Origin of the sequence: Pseudooceanicola atlanticus (assembly GCF_000768315.1) — a bacterium.
GTDB classification, from domain to species: Bacteria; Pseudomonadota; Alphaproteobacteria; order Rhodobacterales; family Rhodobacteraceae; genus Pseudooceanicola; species Pseudooceanicola atlanticus.
Map to the genome: position 1 here is coordinate 210,140 of NZ_AQQX01000005.1, position 16,799 is coordinate 226,938.

Annotated in this window: 19 protein-coding genes; 11 read left to right on the forward strand and 8 right to left on the reverse strand. The window is 65.7% G+C overall.

The annotated features are described in order from the left end of the window. The first annotated feature begins 2 nt into the window (after window positions 1–2). The 8 genes from ATO9_RS14455 (at window position 3) to ATO9_RS14490 (ending at window position 6,215) form a co-directional block, all read left to right on the forward strand. Window positions 3–1,019, forward strand: a complete 1,017-nt coding sequence (locus ATO9_RS14455; protein ID WP_043750423.1) for a ribose-phosphate pyrophosphokinase — start codon at window positions 3–5, stop codon at window positions 1,017–1,019. A 144-nt stretch (window positions 1,020–1,163) separates the two neighbouring features. Next, a complete protein-coding gene (locus ATO9_RS14460) occupies window positions 1,164–2,114 on the forward strand; it encodes an aspartate carbamoyltransferase catalytic subunit (protein WP_043750426.1) in 951 nt (316 codons plus the stop codon). Between the two features lie 8 nt (window positions 2,115–2,122). Next, a complete protein-coding gene (locus ATO9_RS14465; RefSeq protein ID WP_156127874.1) occupies window positions 2,123–2,575 on the forward strand; it encodes a hypothetical protein in 453 nt (150 codons plus the stop codon). Next, window positions 2,572–3,150 (forward strand): UbiA prenyltransferase family protein, encoded by a 579-nt coding sequence (locus ATO9_RS14470; protein WP_043750429.1) that lies wholly within the window; start codon window positions 2,572–2,574, stop codon window positions 3,148–3,150. The genes ATO9_RS14465 and ATO9_RS14470 overlap by 4 nt, the downstream gene beginning before the upstream one ends. After that, the gene (locus tag ATO9_RS23530; protein ID WP_052418337.1) at window positions 3,147–3,695 is read left to right on the forward strand and encodes a hypothetical protein; all 549 of its coding nucleotides are present in this window, start codon (window positions 3,147–3,149) and stop codon (window positions 3,693–3,695) included. The genes ATO9_RS14470 and ATO9_RS23530 overlap by 4 nt, the downstream gene beginning before the upstream one ends. Beyond that, window positions 3,692–4,957 (forward strand): dihydroorotase, encoded by a 1,266-nt coding sequence (pyrC, locus tag ATO9_RS14480; RefSeq protein WP_043750431.1) that lies wholly within the window; start codon window positions 3,692–3,694, stop codon window positions 4,955–4,957. Before ATO9_RS23530 ends, pyrC begins: the two co-directional genes overlap by 4 nt. Then, entirely contained in the window at window positions 4,954–5,565 is a 612-nt protein-coding gene (gene plsY / locus ATO9_RS14485) for a glycerol-3-phosphate 1-O-acyltransferase PlsY (RefSeq protein WP_202902141.1), read from the forward strand. The genes pyrC and plsY overlap by 4 nt, the downstream gene beginning before the upstream one ends. A gap of 83 nt (window positions 5,566–5,648) precedes the next feature. Beyond that, entirely contained in the window at window positions 5,649–6,215 is a 567-nt protein-coding gene (locus ATO9_RS14490) for a GbsR/MarR family transcriptional regulator (protein WP_052418338.1), read from the forward strand. Between the two features lie 40 nt (window positions 6,216–6,255). Here ATO9_RS14490 and ATO9_RS14495 read toward each other — a convergent pair whose 3' ends face one another. The 3 genes from ATO9_RS14495 to ATO9_RS14505 form a co-directional block, all read right to left on the reverse strand. Then, the gene (locus ATO9_RS14495) at window positions 6,256–7,626 is read right to left on the reverse strand and encodes a glutamate--cysteine ligase (RefSeq protein WP_043750433.1); all 1,371 of its coding nucleotides are present in this window, start codon (window positions 7,624–7,626) and stop codon (window positions 6,256–6,258) included. Between the two features lie 61 nt (window positions 7,627–7,687). Then, window positions 7,688–8,209, reverse strand: a complete 522-nt coding sequence (locus ATO9_RS14500; protein ID WP_043750436.1) for a hypothetical protein — start codon at window positions 8,207–8,209, stop codon at window positions 7,688–7,690. Continuing rightward, entirely contained in the window at window positions 8,209–8,940 is a 732-nt protein-coding gene (locus tag ATO9_RS14505; RefSeq protein ID WP_043750439.1) for a 16S rRNA (uracil(1498)-N(3))-methyltransferase, read from the reverse strand. The genes ATO9_RS14500 and ATO9_RS14505 overlap by 1 nt, the downstream gene beginning before the upstream one ends. A 12-nt stretch (window positions 8,941–8,952) precedes the next feature. Between ATO9_RS14505 and ubiA the strand changes: the two genes are divergently transcribed. From ubiA to ATO9_RS14520, 3 genes are read left to right on the forward strand one after another with little or no spacing between them, the layout of a single operon-like run. Continuing rightward, window positions 8,953–9,915, forward strand: a complete 963-nt coding sequence (gene ubiA / locus ATO9_RS14510) for a 4-hydroxybenzoate octaprenyltransferase (protein ID WP_043750442.1) — start codon at window positions 8,953–8,955, stop codon at window positions 9,913–9,915. A gap of 60 nt (window positions 9,916–9,975) precedes the next feature. Further along, entirely contained in the window at window positions 9,976–11,961 is a 1,986-nt protein-coding gene (locus ATO9_RS14515; RefSeq protein WP_052418339.1) for an OmpA family protein, read from the forward strand. Then, window positions 11,948–12,277 (forward strand): hypothetical protein, encoded by a 330-nt coding sequence (locus ATO9_RS14520; protein WP_043750445.1) that lies wholly within the window; start codon window positions 11,948–11,950, stop codon window positions 12,275–12,277. The genes ATO9_RS14515 and ATO9_RS14520 overlap by 14 nt, the downstream gene beginning before the upstream one ends. A gap of 24 nt (window positions 12,278–12,301) precedes the next feature. Here ATO9_RS14520 and ATO9_RS14525 read toward each other — a convergent pair whose 3' ends face one another. The 5 genes from ATO9_RS14525 to ATO9_RS14545 form a co-directional block, all read right to left on the reverse strand. Then, on the reverse strand, window positions 12,302–12,739 hold the full coding sequence (locus ATO9_RS14525; RefSeq protein WP_043750448.1) for a molybdenum cofactor biosynthesis protein MoaE: 438 nt from the start codon (window positions 12,737–12,739) through the stop codon (window positions 12,302–12,304). A 3-nt stretch (window positions 12,740–12,742) separates the two neighbouring features. Next, a complete protein-coding gene (gene moaD / locus ATO9_RS14530) occupies window positions 12,743–12,988 on the reverse strand; it encodes a molybdopterin converting factor subunit 1 (RefSeq protein ID WP_043750451.1) in 246 nt (81 codons plus the stop codon). Then, complete coding sequence (gene pgsA, locus ATO9_RS14535; RefSeq protein ID WP_043750454.1) at window positions 12,988–13,650, reverse strand: CDP-diacylglycerol--glycerol-3-phosphate 3-phosphatidyltransferase; 663 nt, start codon at window positions 13,648–13,650, stop codon at window positions 12,988–12,990. The genes moaD and pgsA overlap by 1 nt, the downstream gene beginning before the upstream one ends. A gap of 187 nt (window positions 13,651–13,837) precedes the next feature. Beyond that, on the reverse strand, window positions 13,838–15,703 hold the full coding sequence (uvrC, locus tag ATO9_RS14540; RefSeq protein WP_043750459.1) for an excinuclease ABC subunit UvrC: 1,866 nt from the start codon (window positions 15,701–15,703) through the stop codon (window positions 13,838–13,840). Between the two features lie 299 nt (window positions 15,704–16,002). After that, entirely contained in the window at window positions 16,003–16,782 is a 780-nt protein-coding gene (locus ATO9_RS14545) for an SDR family oxidoreductase (RefSeq protein WP_043750463.1), read from the reverse strand. Between the last annotated feature and the right edge of the window lie 17 nt (window positions 16,783–16,799).

Genomic DNA, 16,799 nt, shown 5'->3' on the forward strand with positions numbered 1-16,799 from the left:
CCATGCCCAATGTCGTCGAGCCGAAGCTGATCGCCGGTAATGCCAACCCTCCACTGGCCAACGCGGTCGCGCGGCGCATGTCGATCCATCGCGGCGTGCATATCGACCTGGTCGATGCCCGTGTCGAACGGTTCAATGACGGAGAGATCTTCGTCGAGGTGTTCGAGAATGTCCGCGGTGAGGACATGTTCATCATCCAGTCGACCTCGAACCCGGCGAACGACAACCTGATGGAATTGCTGATCATGGCCGATGCGCTGCGCCGGTCCTCGGCTCAGCGGGTCACCGCCGTGATCCCCTATTTCGGTTATGCCCGCCAGGATCGCCGCACCAAGCCGCGCACGCCGATCACTGCCAAGCTGGTATCGAACATGCTGGTCGAGTCGGGCATCGCCCGGGTCCTGACGATGGATCTGCACGCGGCCCAGATCCAGGGCTTCTTCGATATCCCCGTGGACAACCTCTATGCCTCGCCGATCTTCGCGCTGGACATCAAGGAGAAGTTCAAGGACCGCATGGACGAGATCATGGTCGTGTCACCCGATGTCGGCGGCGTGGCCCGTGCCCGCGAACTGGCCAAGCGGATCAACGCGCCGCTGTCCATCGTCGACAAGCGCCGCGAAAAGCCCGGCGAAGTGGCCGAGATGACCGTGATCGGCGACGTGAAGGACAAGGTCGCGATCATGATCGACGACATGTGCGACACGGCCGGGACGCTGTGCAAGGCGGCCGAACTGCTGCTGGAATACGGCGCCAAGGAAGTCCATGCCTACGTGACCCACGGCGTGCTGTCCGGCCCCGCGGTCGAGCGGATCACCAATTCGGTGCTGAAGAACCTCGTCATCACCGACACGATCGCCGCGCCCAAGCCGGTACAGGATTGCCCTCAGATCCGCGTGCTGCCGACCGCGCCGCTTTTTGCGCAGGCGATCCTGAACATCTGGAACGGCACCTCGGTTTCGTCGCTGTTCGAAACCTCGACGATGGAGCCGATCTACGAGGGCGTGTTCCGCAGCTGAGGCGATTGCCGCCCATGCAAGACCGGTCAAGCGCCGTCCTGTCGGGGGGCGCTTTTCCTTTGCGCGCGCCCTTCTTAGGGTGACGCCCCTTGTCGCCAGCCAGCACGCTTTCTATAAGCGACGACGAAGCCACGGGAGGCATAGATGAGCTTTCGCCAGGACCATCTGCTGGGGATCGAACCCCTCGCCCCGGATGAAATCTCGACCATCCTCGATCTTGCCGACGATTACGTCGCCCTGTCGCGATCCGACGACAAGCATACCGAGGCGCTGAAAGGTCTGACCCAGATCAACATGTTCTTCGAGAACTCCACACGCACCCAGGCCAGTTTCGAACTGGCGGGCAAGCGGCTGGGCGCGGACGTGATGAACATGGGGCTCGAGGCGTCGTCGATCAAAAAGGGCGAGACGCTGATCGACACGGCGATGACGCTGAACGCGATGCATCCCGACCTGCTGGTCGTGCGGCACCCGCATTCCGGCGCGGTCGACCTGCTGTCGCAGAAGGTGAACTGCGCTGTGCTGAATGCCGGTGACGGGCGCCACGAACATCCCACCCAGGCGCTGCTGGACGCGCTGACGATCCGCCGCAAGAAGGGCCGGCTGCACCGCCTGTCCATCGCGATCTGCGGGGACATTGCGCATTCGCGGGTGGCGCGGTCCAACCTGATCCTGCTGGGCAAGATGGAGAACCGCATCCGCCTGGTCGGCCCGCCGACCCTTATGCCCTCGGGCATCGGAGAGCTGGGCTGCGAGGTCTACGAGGACATGGCCGAGGGGCTGAAGGACGTGGACGTCGTGATGATGCTGCGGCTTCAGAAGGAGCGCATGGATGGCGGCTTCATCCCGTCGGAACGGGAATATTACCACCTCTACGGTCTGGACGCCGAAAAGCTGGCCCATGCCAAGGACGACGCGATCGTGATGCATCCCGGCCCGATGAACCGCGGGGTCGAGATCGACGGGACGCTGGCCGACGACATCAACCGTTCCGTCATCCAGGAACAGGTCGAGATGGGTGTGGCCGTGCGCATGGCCGCGATGGACCTGCTGGCCCGCAACCTGCAGGCCCGGCGGCGGGACGGTGCGGCATGAAGGGCGGCTTGAGTGACCGTGCAAAGGAACTTGCCCCGGACGAGACGCTGCTGGACCGCCGCAACGAGGGCTGGCGCGGCGTGATCCGCAACTCGGTCCTGTCGGTGGTGATCGCCACGGTCGTCTATGGCCTGTTGCTTTGGCTGTTGCAGGGCGGCACGACCCTGCGCGAGGTCGCGTCCTTCGCGGCGGTCTTCGCCGTGATATCCGTGGCGATGCAACCGGTGATACGCCGCAGGCAGGATTACATCCTGACCGACCGGCGGCTGCTGGTGGGACCCTCGCAATCCGTGCCGCTTGAGGCGATTACCCAGGTGCAGACCGGGGCCTATTCAGTGACCGTGCATCGCCGTGACGGCGCACCTTTGCGCATCGGCAACCTGGCCATGCCGCAGCGCCTGGCGGTGCTGTTGAACCGGACGCGCGCCACCGCCGCCGATGCGGAGCCGTCGCCATCGTGAACAAGGGGTTCGAACACGAGGTCACGGGCGACGATTGGGGCGGCATCCTGCATCCCGGCGAACGCATCCTGTGGCAGGGTCGCCCGGACGGCCGTATCGTGTTCACCCGTGGAACCTTTGCTCTTGTCGGGTTCGGGCTGGCCTTTTCCGGCTTTGCCGCGGTCTGGATGTCGCTGGCCTCGATGGCGGGCGGGTTCTTCTGGGCGTTCGGCATCCCGCATTTCCTGGTCGGTCTGGGCGTGATCTGGAGCGGCGTGTTCTTCCCGGCCTGGCGACGGCGGCACAGCTGGTACACACTGACCGACCGCCGTGCCTTCATCGCGACGGACCTGCCGCTGAAGGGGCGCAAGCTGACCTCGTGGCCGATCCGTCCCGGCACGCCTCTGGAGATAGACGACAGGGAGCCCGGCACGGTCTATTTCCAGTCCTACCGGGTCACGTCGAAGAACGGTACGCGGAACGTGAAGGTCGGGTTCGAACGGATCGCGGAGGCCGACAAGGTCTATCGCCTGATCCGCGACGTCACCGCCCGGCCCGACGCAGAGACACCCCCCGAAGAGGAGCAGCCCGCATGAGCGACACGACATTGACCTCGGGCGCGCGGGATGCGGTGCACCTGTTTGCCGTCGACATCGACGAGGACGCGTTCTGGAGCTTTGTTCAGCCCGATCCCGACACCGGAGACTGGCCGCTGAAGGACGCGCTTGGCGTCGAGACGCTGGACGCAGGACAGGTCGAAGGCGCGGTTGTCGAGGACCTGGAGGGCATCGGCCTGTCGGGCTTCCTGATCGAGGGGATCGGCGTGGACGAGGCGCTGGTGGCCCATGATCGCGCGCGGCTGGACGCGCTGAGCGGTCCGGTCGCGATCATCCGTGGCGCGGCCTTTGACGGGGCGCATGTGCCGTTGTCCCCTGCCCCGCCGCTGCGCCACCTGGAAACCTATGAAATGGTGCGCGCCGCATCGACCTTCGAGGCGCTGGAAAGTGCGGCGGCCATGGGCACCACCGCCCCTGCGCCACGCACCGCACCGCCGCCCGCCCGCAACCGCTGGCTGCTGTGGATGCTGATCGCCGCGGCGGCGCTGATCCTGCTGGCCCTGTTGACCGGAACGATCCTATGACGCTGACCCTGACCAACCTTCGCCTGATCGACCCCGAAACCGGGGAGGAAACCCGCGGCGGCGTGACCCTGCGCGACGGGGTGATCACCGACCGTCACGAGGGCGTCGGTGGTGGCGTGGATTGCGGTGGACTGTGCCTGGCGCCGGGGATCGTGGATATCGGCGTGAAGGTCTGCGAACCCGGAGAGCGGCACAAGGAAAGCTTCGGCACCGCCGGGCAGGCTGCGGCGGCGGGGGGCGTCACGACGATCGTGACCCGGCCCGACACGACGCCCGCCATCGACAGCCCCGAGACACTGGAATTCGTCGCCCGCCGCGCGCGGGAGGCCTCGCCCGTCCACGTGCTGCCCATGGCGGCGCTGACCAAGGACCGTGCCGGCGGCGAAATGACCGAGATCGGGTTCCTGATGGATGCGGGCGCCGTGGCTTTCACCGATGGCGACAGGGTGATCCGGGACACCAAGGTGCTGTCTCGGGCCCTGACCTATGCCAAGGCGCGCGGCGCGCTGGTCATCGGCCACGTGCAGGAGCCGATCCTGTCGGACGGTGCGGCGGCGACCAGCGGCAAGTTCGCGTCGCTGCGCGGGCTGCCCTCGGTCACGCCGATGGCCGAACGCATGGGCCTGGACCGCGATATCGCCCTGCTGGAGATGACCGGCGCCGCCTACCATGTCGACCAGATCACCACGGCGCGCGCCCTGCCCGCGCTGGACCGCGCCAAGCGCAACGGGCTGGACATCACGGCGGGCGTGTCGATCCACCACCTGACCCTGAACGAATTCGACGTCTCGAATTACCGGACCTTCTTCAAGGTCAAGCCGCCGCTGCGCAGCGAGGATGACCGCCAGGCAGTGGTGGAGGCCGTCGCCTCGGGCCTGATCGACATCATCTGTTCGATGCACACGCCGCAGGACGAGGAAAGCAAGCGCCTGCCCTTCGAAGCCGCCGCCAGCGGGGCCGTGGGGCTGGAAACCCTGCTGCCCGCCGCGATCCGTCTGACCCATTCCGGCGATCTGAGCCTGCCGGAACTGTGGCGCGCCCTTTCGCTGAACCCCGCGAAACGGCTGGGGCTGGACACCGGACGGCTGAGCGTCGGGGCGCCCGCCGACCTCGTGATGTTCGATCCCGACGCGCCCTTCATCATGGACCGGTTCAAGCTGCGGTCGAAATCCAAGAACACCCCCTATGACGAGGCCCGGATGCAGGGCCGCGTCCGCGCGACATTCGTTGCCGGACGCCAGGTTTTCGGAGAAGCCCTATGATCCCCGATATCGTGACACCCCCCGCCGGCCTGATCTTCTGGGCGGTGGCGGGCTACCTGCTGGGTTCGGTCCCGTTCGGCATCGTGATCTCGCGCCTGTTCGGGCTGGGGGACCTGCGCCAGATCGGGTCGGGCAATATCGGGGCAACCAACGTGCTGCGCACCGGCAACAAGCTGGCGGCCGCGCTGACCCTGATCCTGGACAGCGGCAAGGGGGCGGCGGCGGTGCTGATCGCCCGCCTGCTGGCCGGCGAGGACGCGGTGCAACTGGCGGGCTTTGCCGCCTTCCTGGGGCATTGCTTTCCGGTCTGGCTGCGGTTCAAGGGCGGCAAGGGCGTGGCGACCTTCCTGGGTCTGTTGCTGGCCTATGCCTGGCCCGTGGGGCTGGCGGCCTGTGCAACCTGGCTGGTGACCGCGCTGGTCATGCGCATCTCGTCCCTGTCGGCACTGGTCGCGGCGACGCTGGTACCGGTCTGGGCCTCGATCCTGGGATATCCGGAATCGGTGCTGATGACGCTGGCATTGGCGACGCTCATTTTCATTCGTCACCGGCCGAATATCGAACGACTGGTGGCCGGTGAAGAACCGCGAATTGGCGGCAAAAAATAAGATTAATTTGCAATTCACATTAAAACGATTGTAGATCAGAGTGGTAATAGGTGCTTCAGTAAAAACGAAAGGGGGGGCGAGACATGCAACTCACGCCGTCCATGCAGGACTTCATTCTCCATTGGGGGGAAATGGGCACCCGCTGGGGCTTGAACCGCTCCGTCGCGCAGATCCTTGCGCTGCTGCATATCTCTGCTGATCCGCTGACGGCCGAGGATATCGCCACCACCCTGAACCTGGCGCGGTCGAACGTGTCGACGGGGCTGAAGGAATTGCAGACCTGGCGACTGATCCGGATCACCCGGCAATTGGGCGACCGTCGGGATTACTTCACCACGATGTCTGATATTTTCGACATGGTCGAAACGGTAATCGAGGTGCGGCGGGAACGGGAATTCGAACCCACCCTGAACGCGCTGCGCGATATCCAGGGCCAGGCCGAGCAGGACGAAACCCCGGCCGAAGTACGCACCCGTATGGCCGAAACCTACGAGACGCTTCAGGCGCTGGACGACTGGTATGCCGAACTGTCCGCCCTGCCCCGCGCGACACAGTTGAGCCTGATCAAGATCGGCGCCAAGATCGGGTCGATCGTCGGGGACAAGCCGAAGAAGCCCAAGAAGAAGAAAAAGGACCGGCCCGAAGATTAGCTGCGTCCGGTCCCCGATGCCGTAATGGCATGATGTCGCGTCAGTACGAGAATTCCGAGTAGATACGGCTGAGATCGCCGTTCCACGGGCCGTTGTACTGCGCCAGCAATTCATCCGCCGGGCTCATGCCGCTTTCAACGCTTTCCTTGAGCGCATTCAGGAAATGCGTCTCGTCCGGGACGAGGCCACCGGCGCCGGGGCGGGCGCGGGCCTTCAGCCCGGCTTCGGCGATATCGACAACCTCGCGGGCCAGGTCGAGCATTTGGATCCCGTCCACCCTGGCCGCCAGCCCTTCGTCGGCGGCGGCGATGCGCATGGCCTCGCGCTGCGGGGTGGTCCAGTCCTTGACGAGGTCCCAGGCCGCATCCAGTGCGGTCTGATCGTACATCAGCCCGACCCAGAAGGCGGGCAGCGCGCAGAGACGGCGCCAGGGGCCGCCATCGGCGCCCCGCATCTCGATGAACTTCTTCAGCCGCGCTTCGGGGAAGAGCGTGGTGAGATGGTCCGCCCAATCCGACAGGGTCGGTACTTCGCCAGGCAAGGCAGGAAGCTCGCCCTTCATGAAGTCGCGGAAGGACTGGCCGAGCGCGTCGATGTACTTGCCGTCGCGGTAGACGAAGTACATCGGCACATCGAGCGCGTATTGCACCCAGCTTTCGAAGCCGAAGCCCTCGTCGAAGACGAAGGGGATCATACCGGTGCGGGCGTCGTCGAGGTTGCGCCAGACCCAGCCGCGATAGCTTTTGACGCCGTTCTTCTGGCCCTCGAAGAACGGTGAATTGCCGAAGAGCGCATTGGCGACGGGTTGCAGCGCCACGGCCACGCGCATCTTGCGCACCATGTCCGTTTCGCTGGCGAAATCGAGGTTTACCTGCACGGTACAGGTGCGGCGCATCATGATCCGGCCGGCCGTGCCGACCTTGCCCATGTATTCGTCCATGAGCTTGTAGCGGCCCTTGGGCATCAGCGGCATCTGTTCGTGGGTCCAGACCGGTGCGGCCCCCAGCCCGATGAAGCCGACACCGACCTTGTCGGCGATGTCCTTGACGTCGCGCAGGTGGTCGTTCACCTCGTCACAGGTCTGGTGGATATTTTCCAGCGGCGCGCCGGACAATTCCAGCTGCCCGCCCGGTTCCAGAGAGATATTGGCGCCGTCTTTGGTCAGGCCGATCAGCTTGCCACCTTCTTCGAGCGGCGCCCAGCCATGGCCGTCGCGCAGCCCTTCGAGCACGGTCAGGACAGAGCGTTCACCCTCGTAGGGGATCGGCAGCAGGCTGTCGCGGCAATAGCCGAACTTCTCGTGTTCGGTCCCGATCCGCCAGTCTTCCTTGGGCTTGCACCCGCTCTCGAGATACTCGGCCAGCTGTTCGGGCCGTTCGATCGGGCCGCCTCCGGACTGGGGTATAGACATGGGGCCGGTGCCTCCGATCGTTTCTTGGTCCGCACAGGCTTGGGCGGAAATGGCGGGGGTGTCAATGCAAGCGCGGCACTGCGCCTTTCTTCTCCCAGATCACGGTCCGGTGAGGTCGGTTGGTCCGGCGCATTTCATCCAGCATCCGGTCCGTGCGGATACCGGGCAAAGCGGCGAAGATATCAAAGAGCGCATCGGCGCCTTCGGCGTTCAGCGGGATCATCAGGTCGGGCTGGCCGGGCTGTTCCAACGCCCAGACCGGCGGATGCTGGCGGCTGTCGAGCGCAAGGCGGTTGATCTCGCTGATCGCGGCCACACCACCGGTCAGCGGGCCGAAATAGGCCACCTGCCCCTCGTCGACGCGGACCACGCCGGGGCCCTGACCGTCGGCGCGGAACCGGCCGCGCTGCCATCCGGCGAAGATCAGGACCGGGCACAGTAGCACGAGGCCCCAGCCCAGCATGGCGAGGATGCCGAAACTGGTGAGCGCGGCCCAGAGCCCGACGAGCCCGATGACGGCCGCGACCAGCGCTTCGCGCCAGCGCCACAGGGTAGCGCGCAGTTCCGGGCGAACGAAATCCATCACTCGGCGCGGCCCCAATCGCCCAACCGGTCCTGCCACAGGGTCAGGGCGGCCACGGCCGCGGTGTCGGCGCGCAGGATCCGCGGACCGAGCGCCACCGGATGTGCGAAATCGAGGCCATGCAGACGGTCGCGTTCGGCGGGGGAAAAGCCGCCCTCGGGCCCGATCAGGATCGCCCACGGCCCCGGCGTGCGGGCCGACAGCGTGTCGCCGCCTGCCAGTCCCTCGTCACAGAACATCAGCTGCCGGCCCTCGGGCCAGTCGGCCAGCACCCGGTCGAGCCGCGCGAGGTCGGCCACCTCGGGGATGAAGGTGCCGCCGCATTGCTCTGCCGCCTCGACGCAATGCGCCTGCAGCCGGTCCTGGCGGATGCGTTCGGCATTGGTGAAATCGGTCTGCACGGGCAGGATACGGGCCGCCCCCATCTCGGTCGCCTTTTCGACGATGAAATCGGTGCGGGCCTTCTTGATCGGCGCGAAAAGCAGCCAGAGGTCGGGCGGGTTCATCTGCGGCGCGCTCTGCCCGCGGCAGATCAGGACGCCGCCGCGCTTGCCGGCCTCCAGCACCTCGGCCCGCCATTCGCCGTCATGCCCGTTGAACAGGGCGACCGCATCGCCCTGCGACATGCGCATCACACCGAAAAGGTAATGCGCCTGGTCCCGTTCGAGAGGAACGGTTTGCCCCTCCCCCAACGGGTGATCTACACAGAGCCTGACTTTCGCACGTTCCATGAGGCCCTACATATGCCCGCAACCCAGCCGACACCAGAGGGACAGGTTTCAGATGCCGTCAAAGGCAACTGGGTCGACCATTACGCCCCTGCCCCGCTGCGCCCTTACCTGCGCCTGTCGCGCGCCGACCGGCCGATCGGCACCTGGCTGCTGCTGCTGCCCTGCTGGTGGGGGCTGATGCTGGCGATGATCGCCGATGGCCGGGTCGGCTGGAGCGATGCCTGGATTGCGGCCGGTTGCGGCATCGGGGCGATCCTGATGCGCGGCGCGGGCTGCACCTGGAACGACATCACCGACCGCAATATCGACGGGTCGGTCGAACGCACCCGGTCGCGCCCGATCCCGTCGGGGCAGGTCAGCGTGACACAGGCGGTGGCCTGGATGTGCGCGCAGGCGCTGATCGCCTTCGGGATCCTGCTGACCTTCCCGCCGCTGGCCATCGCCCTTGGCGTGTTGTCGCTACTGCCGGTGGCGATCTACCCGTTTGCCAAGCGGTTCACCTGGTGGCCGCAGATCTTCCTGGGCCTCGCCTTCAACTGGGGCGCCATCCTCGCCTGGGCGGCGCATTCGGAAAGCCTGAGCTGGCCGCCCTTTGTCCTTTATGTCGCCGGGATCAGCTGGACGCTGTTCTACGACACCATCTACGCCCACCAGGACAAGGAAGACGACGCGCTGATCGGCGTGAAATCCACCGCGCGGCTGTTTGCCAACCAGACGCCGCGCTGGCTGCGCCGGTTCCTCGTCGGGGCGGTGATGCTGATGGGGCTGACGGTGCTGGGGGCGGCCCTGCCCGATGCCAATCCGCTGGCGCTGGTCGTCGCGCTGGCCGGGCCCTGGGCGTTCGGCTGGCACCTGGCCTGGCAATTGCGGCGGCTGGACATGGACGACCATGACAGGTTGCTGATGCTGTTCCGATCCAACAGGGATGCGGGACTGCTGCCCTTGCCGTTTTTCGCCGTCGCCCTGCTGGTGTGATTGCAAGGGAGGCGCTGAGGGCTTAAACCCCTGCCGATGCCAACAAGACCGGACCCGCCGATGCGCCTGTCCTCCTACGCGATCCTCGCCGCTGCCTTCGTCATCGCCGCCGTGACCTCTGTCATCGCCGCGACCTTTGCCGCCACCACGATCGAACGCAGTTCGGCCAACGGTGTGCGCGCCCAGCTGGACCGCGAGGCGCTGAGCTGGGCGGATGTGACCACCGACGGGTTGCAGCTTCACCTGACGGGCGTCGCCCCGTCCGAGGCCGAACGGTTCCGCGCCATCACCGTCGCCGGCGAAGTCGTCGACGCCACCCGCGTGATCGACCACATGCGCGTCGCCGCGACCGAGGAACTGGCTGCGCCGCGCTTTTCCATCGAAATGCTGCGCAACGACGCGCAACTTTCGCTGATCGGGCTGGTGCCGACCTCGACCAATCGCGAGGCGCTGATCGAACGGCTGAACAAGATCCCGAACCTCGACACGGTGACCGACCTTCTGGAAACCGCGGATTACGCGGCCCCGGAAAGCTGGCAACTGACCATCGACTACGCCATCGCGGCGCTCCGCGACCTGCCCCGGTCCAAGATTTCACTGGCCGCAGGCGAGGTGACGATCAAGGCGATGAGCGACAGTGTCGAGGATCGCCGCCAGCTCGAGGCAGAGCTGAAGCGCAAGGCCCCCGGCCCCATCGATCTGGTGCTGGACATCGCCGCGCCCCGCCCGGTCATCGCCCCCTTCACCCTGCGCTACATCGTCGACGAGAACGGCGCCCGGTTCGATGCCTGTTCCGCCGACACCGAAGAGGCCCGCACCCGGATCCTGAATGCCGCACGCGGCGTCGGCCTGACCAGCGAGGCGCGCTGCACCCTGGGTCTTGGCGTGCCGTCGACCGAATGGGGCGCCGCCGCAAGCTCGGCCATCCTGGCGCTTGGCCGGATCGGCCAGGGCTCTGTCACGCTGTCGGATGCCGATATCAGCCTGATCGCCGCCGAAGGGTCCGATCGCACCACCTTTGACCGCGTCGTGGGCGAGCTGGAAAACGCCCTGCCCGACGTCTTTGCCCTGACCGCCGTGCTGCCCGAAACCGAAAGCACCGAAAACCAGGGCCCCGCCGAATTCACCGCCACCCTGTCGCCCGAAGGCCTGGTGCAGCTGCGCGGCCGCATCCGGGACGAGCTGTCTCGCAAGGCCGCCGACAGCTATTCCCGCGCGGCCTTCGGCAGCGAGGCCGTCTATTCCGCCGCACGGCTGGATGACAGCCTGCCAGAGGGCTGGTCGCTGCGCGTGCTCGCCGGGCTCGAGGCGCTGGCACAGCTGAACAACGGCGTCGTCAATGTCACCGAAGACCGGATCGGCGTGCGCGGCAATACCGGCAACAAGGACAGCAGCGCCGTAATCGCCCGCATCCTGTCGGACCGGCTGGGCGAAGGTCAGGATTTCACGATCGACGTGGCCTACCAGGAGAAACTGGACCCGGTCGCCGCCATGCCCACCCCTGACGAATGCATCGCCGAGATCACCGCGATCCAGGGCGAACGGAAAATCAATTTCGAACCGGGCTCTGCCACAGTGGACGCCGACAGCCGGGGCATCCTGGACGACCTGGCCGAGGTGCTGAAGCTCTGCGGTCCGCTGCGGCTGGAAATCGCGGGTCACACCGACAGCCAGGGCCGCGAAGAAATGAACGAACGCCTCAGCCAGGAGCGCGCGAATACCGTCCTCAGCGAGCTGCGGATGCGCCGGGTCGAAACCGGCAACTTCCTGTCCAAGGGCTACGGCGAAAGCATCCCGATTGCGGACAACGACACCGAGGAAGGCCGCGAGGCCAACCGCCGGATCGAATTCCAGTTAATTCGGACATCCGGCGAAGAGACCGACGAAACGACCCTTGAAAGCCAATCCACTTCCGGCGCAGAAGAGAGCACCGACACATCCGAGGCCGATGCCGAGGACGGATCGGGCGACGAGACGACAACGGAAGAGGACGGCACTGAAGAACCGTCCACGGCTGAGGAGACAACAGAGGATGAACAGAACTGAATTCGTGATCGCCACGGCGGTCATCCTGTTTATCGCTTTCTGCCTTGGCTGGTTCGCTTACTGGCTCATCCACCGTTTCACCCGCGTGTCGAAATCCGACATGGGCGAACTCGAGCGCATGGCCCAGGAATTGCATGAAGCCGAGGAAATCCGCGACCAGGCGATCACCTACCTGCAACAGCGCGAGGCCGAGCTGACCAACCAGCTGAGCCAGACCGAAGCCGAACTGAACGCTGCCATGGAAGGCCTGCGGGAGGCCCGTCACGAGGCCGAGGAACTGCGCGCCTACATCGAACGGGTCAACCACGCGGGCTGACCCGGAGCGCGCCTCTGCCGCGGCCTACCAGCGGTCCAGCGCGTCCTCGTCTTCGTCCTTCGCCGCCACCCAATCGGACCCGTCCGGCCCGATTTCCTTCTTCCAGAAGGGCGCGCGGCTTTTCAGGTAATCCATCAGGAATTCCGCCGCCTCGAAGGCGTCCTTGCGATGCGGCGCGGCGGTCGCGACCATCATGATCGCCTCGCCCGGCTGCATCGGCCCAAAGCGGTGGATGACCAGCGTATCCCCCAGGGACCACCGGGTCACCGCCTCTTCGGCGATCTTCGTGATCGCGCGTTCGGTCATGCCGGGATAATGCTCGATCTCCATCCGGGCCATGCCGCCATCTTCGCGCACGAGGCCGGTGAAGGTCACGATGGCGCCCTGGTCCTTGTGCCCCTCGGCGAACCGGGACGTTTCCGCGCCCAGGTCGAAAGGCGCCTCCTGCACCACGATCCGCATCGCTCAGCCCCCGGTCATGGGCGGAAAGAAGGCCACTTCCCGCACGCCCTCCAGCGAGGCGTCGAAATCCGACAGCTCCTGGTCCAGCGCCACCCGCAGGGCCGAGATATCCTCGAACGCCGCGGCGTAGCGCGGCTCGCGCGCCTTCAGCTCCTCGACCAGTTCGGTGACGTTGCGCGCCCCGGTCTCGACCTTTTCCTTCGGCAGCCCGATCCGCTCGCGGACCCAGGCGAAATACAGAATATCCATCAATCCTCTCCCAGATGCGCCCGCGCCTTGGCGAAGTAGTCCCAGCCGGTGATCGCGGTCAGGATGGCGGCCAGCCAGATCAGCGCGATGCCCAGGTAGCCGCCCCATTCGGCGCGCCACATGATGCCCCGCAGCCCGGTCGGGTCCTCTTCGACACCCGACAGGATAGCCCGGATCATGTCCTGGTCCATCCCGAAGACCGCCATGCCCAGATGGTGATTGAACACGCCCTGCACCAGCAGCAGCGCAATGGCCACCATCTGCACCGCCGTCTTCCACTTCGCCAGCTTCGTGACCGCCAGGGTACCGGCAACGTCGCCCAGGAATTCCCGCAGGCCCGAGACGAACACCTCGCGGAACAGGATAACCGCCGAGGGCAGCACGATCCACACGCCCAGAGGCGACCAGAGCGCCAGCGCCAGCAGAGCGATGACCACCATCGCCTTGTCGGCGATCGGATCCAGCATCGTCCCGATCTTGCTGATCTGCCCCATCTTCCGCGCCAGGTAGCCATCGGCATAATCGGTCAACGACGCGCCCACGAACAGCACGAAGGCCGCCCAATCCGCATAAGGGCGCGGCAGGACAAGGAACACGATGATCACGCCGGGCGCCGCCAGCAGGCGGAACAGCGTGAGGATATTGGGCAAGGTCATCTTCATGAGGCTCTACCTAGCCCGTCCCCCCTCCGGAGGGAAGAAGCCACGCGGCGAAACCCGCGCAACCCCGACCTTCATCTTGCCGGAAATACTCCCGCCGGAGGCACCGCGTCTCTTGCGCAGCAAGAGACGCAACAAAATGGTGTGCACCGCAGGTGCGCCTTTGGATCAGGGCCCCGGGTCCGGGTCCTCAGCCCTTTTCGTGGAAATGCGCGTAGACCGTTTCGGCAATCGCATCGGAAATGCCTTCCACCGCCTTCAGATCCGACAGCCCGGCCCGGCTGACCGCCTTGGCCGAGCCGAAATGCGCCAGCAGCGCGCGCTTGCGGGTGGCCCCGACGCCGGGGATCTCGTCCAGCGGCGTGGCGGACACGGCCTTGGCCCGTTTCGCCCGGTGGGTGCCGATGGCAAAGCGGTGTGCCTCGTCGCGCAGGCGCTGGACGAAATAGAGCACCGGGTCGTTCATCTTCAACGCAAAGGGGCGCTGGCCGGGGCGGTGGAACTCTTCCTTGCCGTGGTCACGGTCGACGCCCTTGGCGACGCCGACCATCGGAATGTCCGGCACGCCCAGCTGGTCGAGGATCTCCTGCACCGCCGAAACCTGCCCCGCACCACCGTCGATCAGCAGCAGATCCGGCCAAAGCTCGCTCTTGCGGTCCGGGTCCTCTTTCAGCAGGCGGGTCAGACGGCGGGTCAGAACCTCCTTCATCATGCCGAAATCGTCCCCGGGGGTCAGGTCTTCGCCCTTGATGTTGAACTTGCGATATTGCGATTTCAGGAACCCTTCGGGCCCGGCGACGATCATCCCGCCGACCGCATGGGCGCCCTGGATATGCGAGTTGTCGTAGACCTCGATCCGCTTCGGCGGACCGTCCAGTCCGAACGCCTCGCCCAGCCCGGCCAGCAGCTTGGCCTGGGTCGCGCTTTCCGACATCTTGCGGGCCAGGCTTTCGCGGGCATTGCGGGCCGCGCCCTCGACCAACTCGGCCTTTTCCCCGCGCTGCGGCACCGCGATCTCGACCTTGCGGCCCAGTTTCTCGGTCAGGGCCTGTTCCATCAGGTCCGAATTTTCGATCGGGTGCGACAGCAGGATCAGACGGGGCGGTTCCTTGGTGTCGTAGAACTGGCCCAGGAAGGCCTCCAGCACCTCGGCCTCGTCGACCTCGGCCCCCGCGCGGGGATAGAAGTCGCGGTTGCCCCAGTTCTGGTTCGCCCGGATGAAGAAGACCTGCACGCAGGCCTGCCCGCCTTCCATGTTCAGCGCGATCACATCCGCCTCGGGCGTGGAGCGCGGATTGACCCCCTGCGCCGATTGCACCTGCGTCAATGCGCGGATGCGGTCGCGCAAGGCGGCGGCGCGTTCGAATTCCATCGCCTCGGCGGCCTCGGCCATGTCCGCGGCCAGCTTCTCCTGCACCTGGGTCGACCGCCCGGACAGGAACCGTTCGGCATCGCGTACGGCCGAGGCGTAATCCTCCTTGCTGATCTCGCCGGTACAGGGGGCCGAGCAGCGCTTGATCTGGTACAGCAGGCAGGGCCGGCTGCGGCTGTCGAACATGCTGTCGGAACAGGTGCGCAGCAGGAACACCTTCTGCAGCTGGTTCAGAGTCCGGTTCACCGCGCCCGCGCTGGCGAAGGGGCCATAATAGGCCCCCTTCCGCTTTTTCGCGCCGCGATGTTTCACGATCTCGGGGAAGTCGTGATCCTTGGTCAGCAGAATGTTCGGAAAGCTCTTGTCGTCGCGCAGCAGCACGTTGTAGCGCGGCTTCAGCTGCTTGATGAGGTTCTGTTCCAGCAGCAGCGCCTCGGTTTCCGTCCGCGTTGTCAGGAACATCATCGAGGCGGTTTCCCGGATCATCCGCGCGATCCGCCCGGAATGCCCCGAAGGCCGGGCATAGTTGGACACCCGCGCCTTGAGGTTGCGGGCCTTGCCGACATAGAGCACCCGCGCCTGCGCATCGAGCATCCGGTACACCCCCGGCGACGAATCAAGCGTCGGCAGGAGGGAATGGATCAGGGCGTGCCCGGTCAGCGTGTCCTGGTTGCTCTGCGTCATGTTCGTTCCCCGGTGATTCCCGCCATGGCTGCAAATTTACGCGGCTGAGAACAAGTGTGAAGCTTTCCACCGTTTCTGTGGATAAGTCTGGGGGCATTCCATTTCCGTTACGAAAAACCCCTTCTAAACTATGACCTTCGACGACCTGCCTAAATTTTAGGCCCTGTTGCAACGCGCTGTTTTTAAATGATAAAAATATTTGCGCGCGACAAGTATATGAAATCATTAAAGTTTTGGTAACGCTTATGTGACGGAAAAACAACGCGTGCAAAACCTGCCGCCACGGCATGCGAAAATACTCATTCTACCCCCTCGACGTCCGGGGTTTTCCACGCAAGGTGCTGCCCCCCATCCGTGCAGATCAATTGCCCTGTCACGCCCGGCGCGGTCAGGAAATAGCGCAGCGCCCCGATGATATCGTCGGGGTTGGAGCCGCGTTCGAGGATCGTGGCCATCTGCTGCTGCAGGAAATCGTCCGCCCCCTGGCGCGCGCCCTGAAGCGTCGGTCCTGGGCCGATCGCATTCACCCGGATGGCCGGGGCCAGCGCCTGGGCCAGGGTCTGGGTCAGCGACCAGAGCGCGGCCTTCGACAGAGTGTAGCTGGTGAAATCCGGCGTCAGCTTGCGCACCCGCTGGTCGATCAGGTTGATGACGAGGCCCTGCGCCGTGGCGCGGCCGTCCTCGTCCCGCAGCGGCGCCGGAACCGCGCGCGCGAAGGCCTGGGTCAGCACGAAGGGTGCGCGCAGGTTGCAGTCCATGTGCCGGTCCCAGCTTTCGCGGGTCACGCTATCCACCTCATCCTTGTCGAAGATCGAGGCGTTGTTGACCAGGCAGGTCAGCGGCCCCTCCAGCGCTTCGGCGGCGGCGGGGACAAGGCGCTGCATATCGTCCTCGGCTGTCAGGTCGGCCTGTACGGTCGCGGCGCGGCGGCCCTTGGCGCGGATCAGCTCCGCCACGTCTTCCGCGGCCTCTGCCGACTGGCCGTAATGCACGGCCACGTCATAGCCCTGATCGGCCAGTTCCAGCGCCATGGCGCGGCCAAGGCGCTTGGCGGCGCCGGTTACGAGCGCTCTGGTCATCCCCTACCCTCCGATGT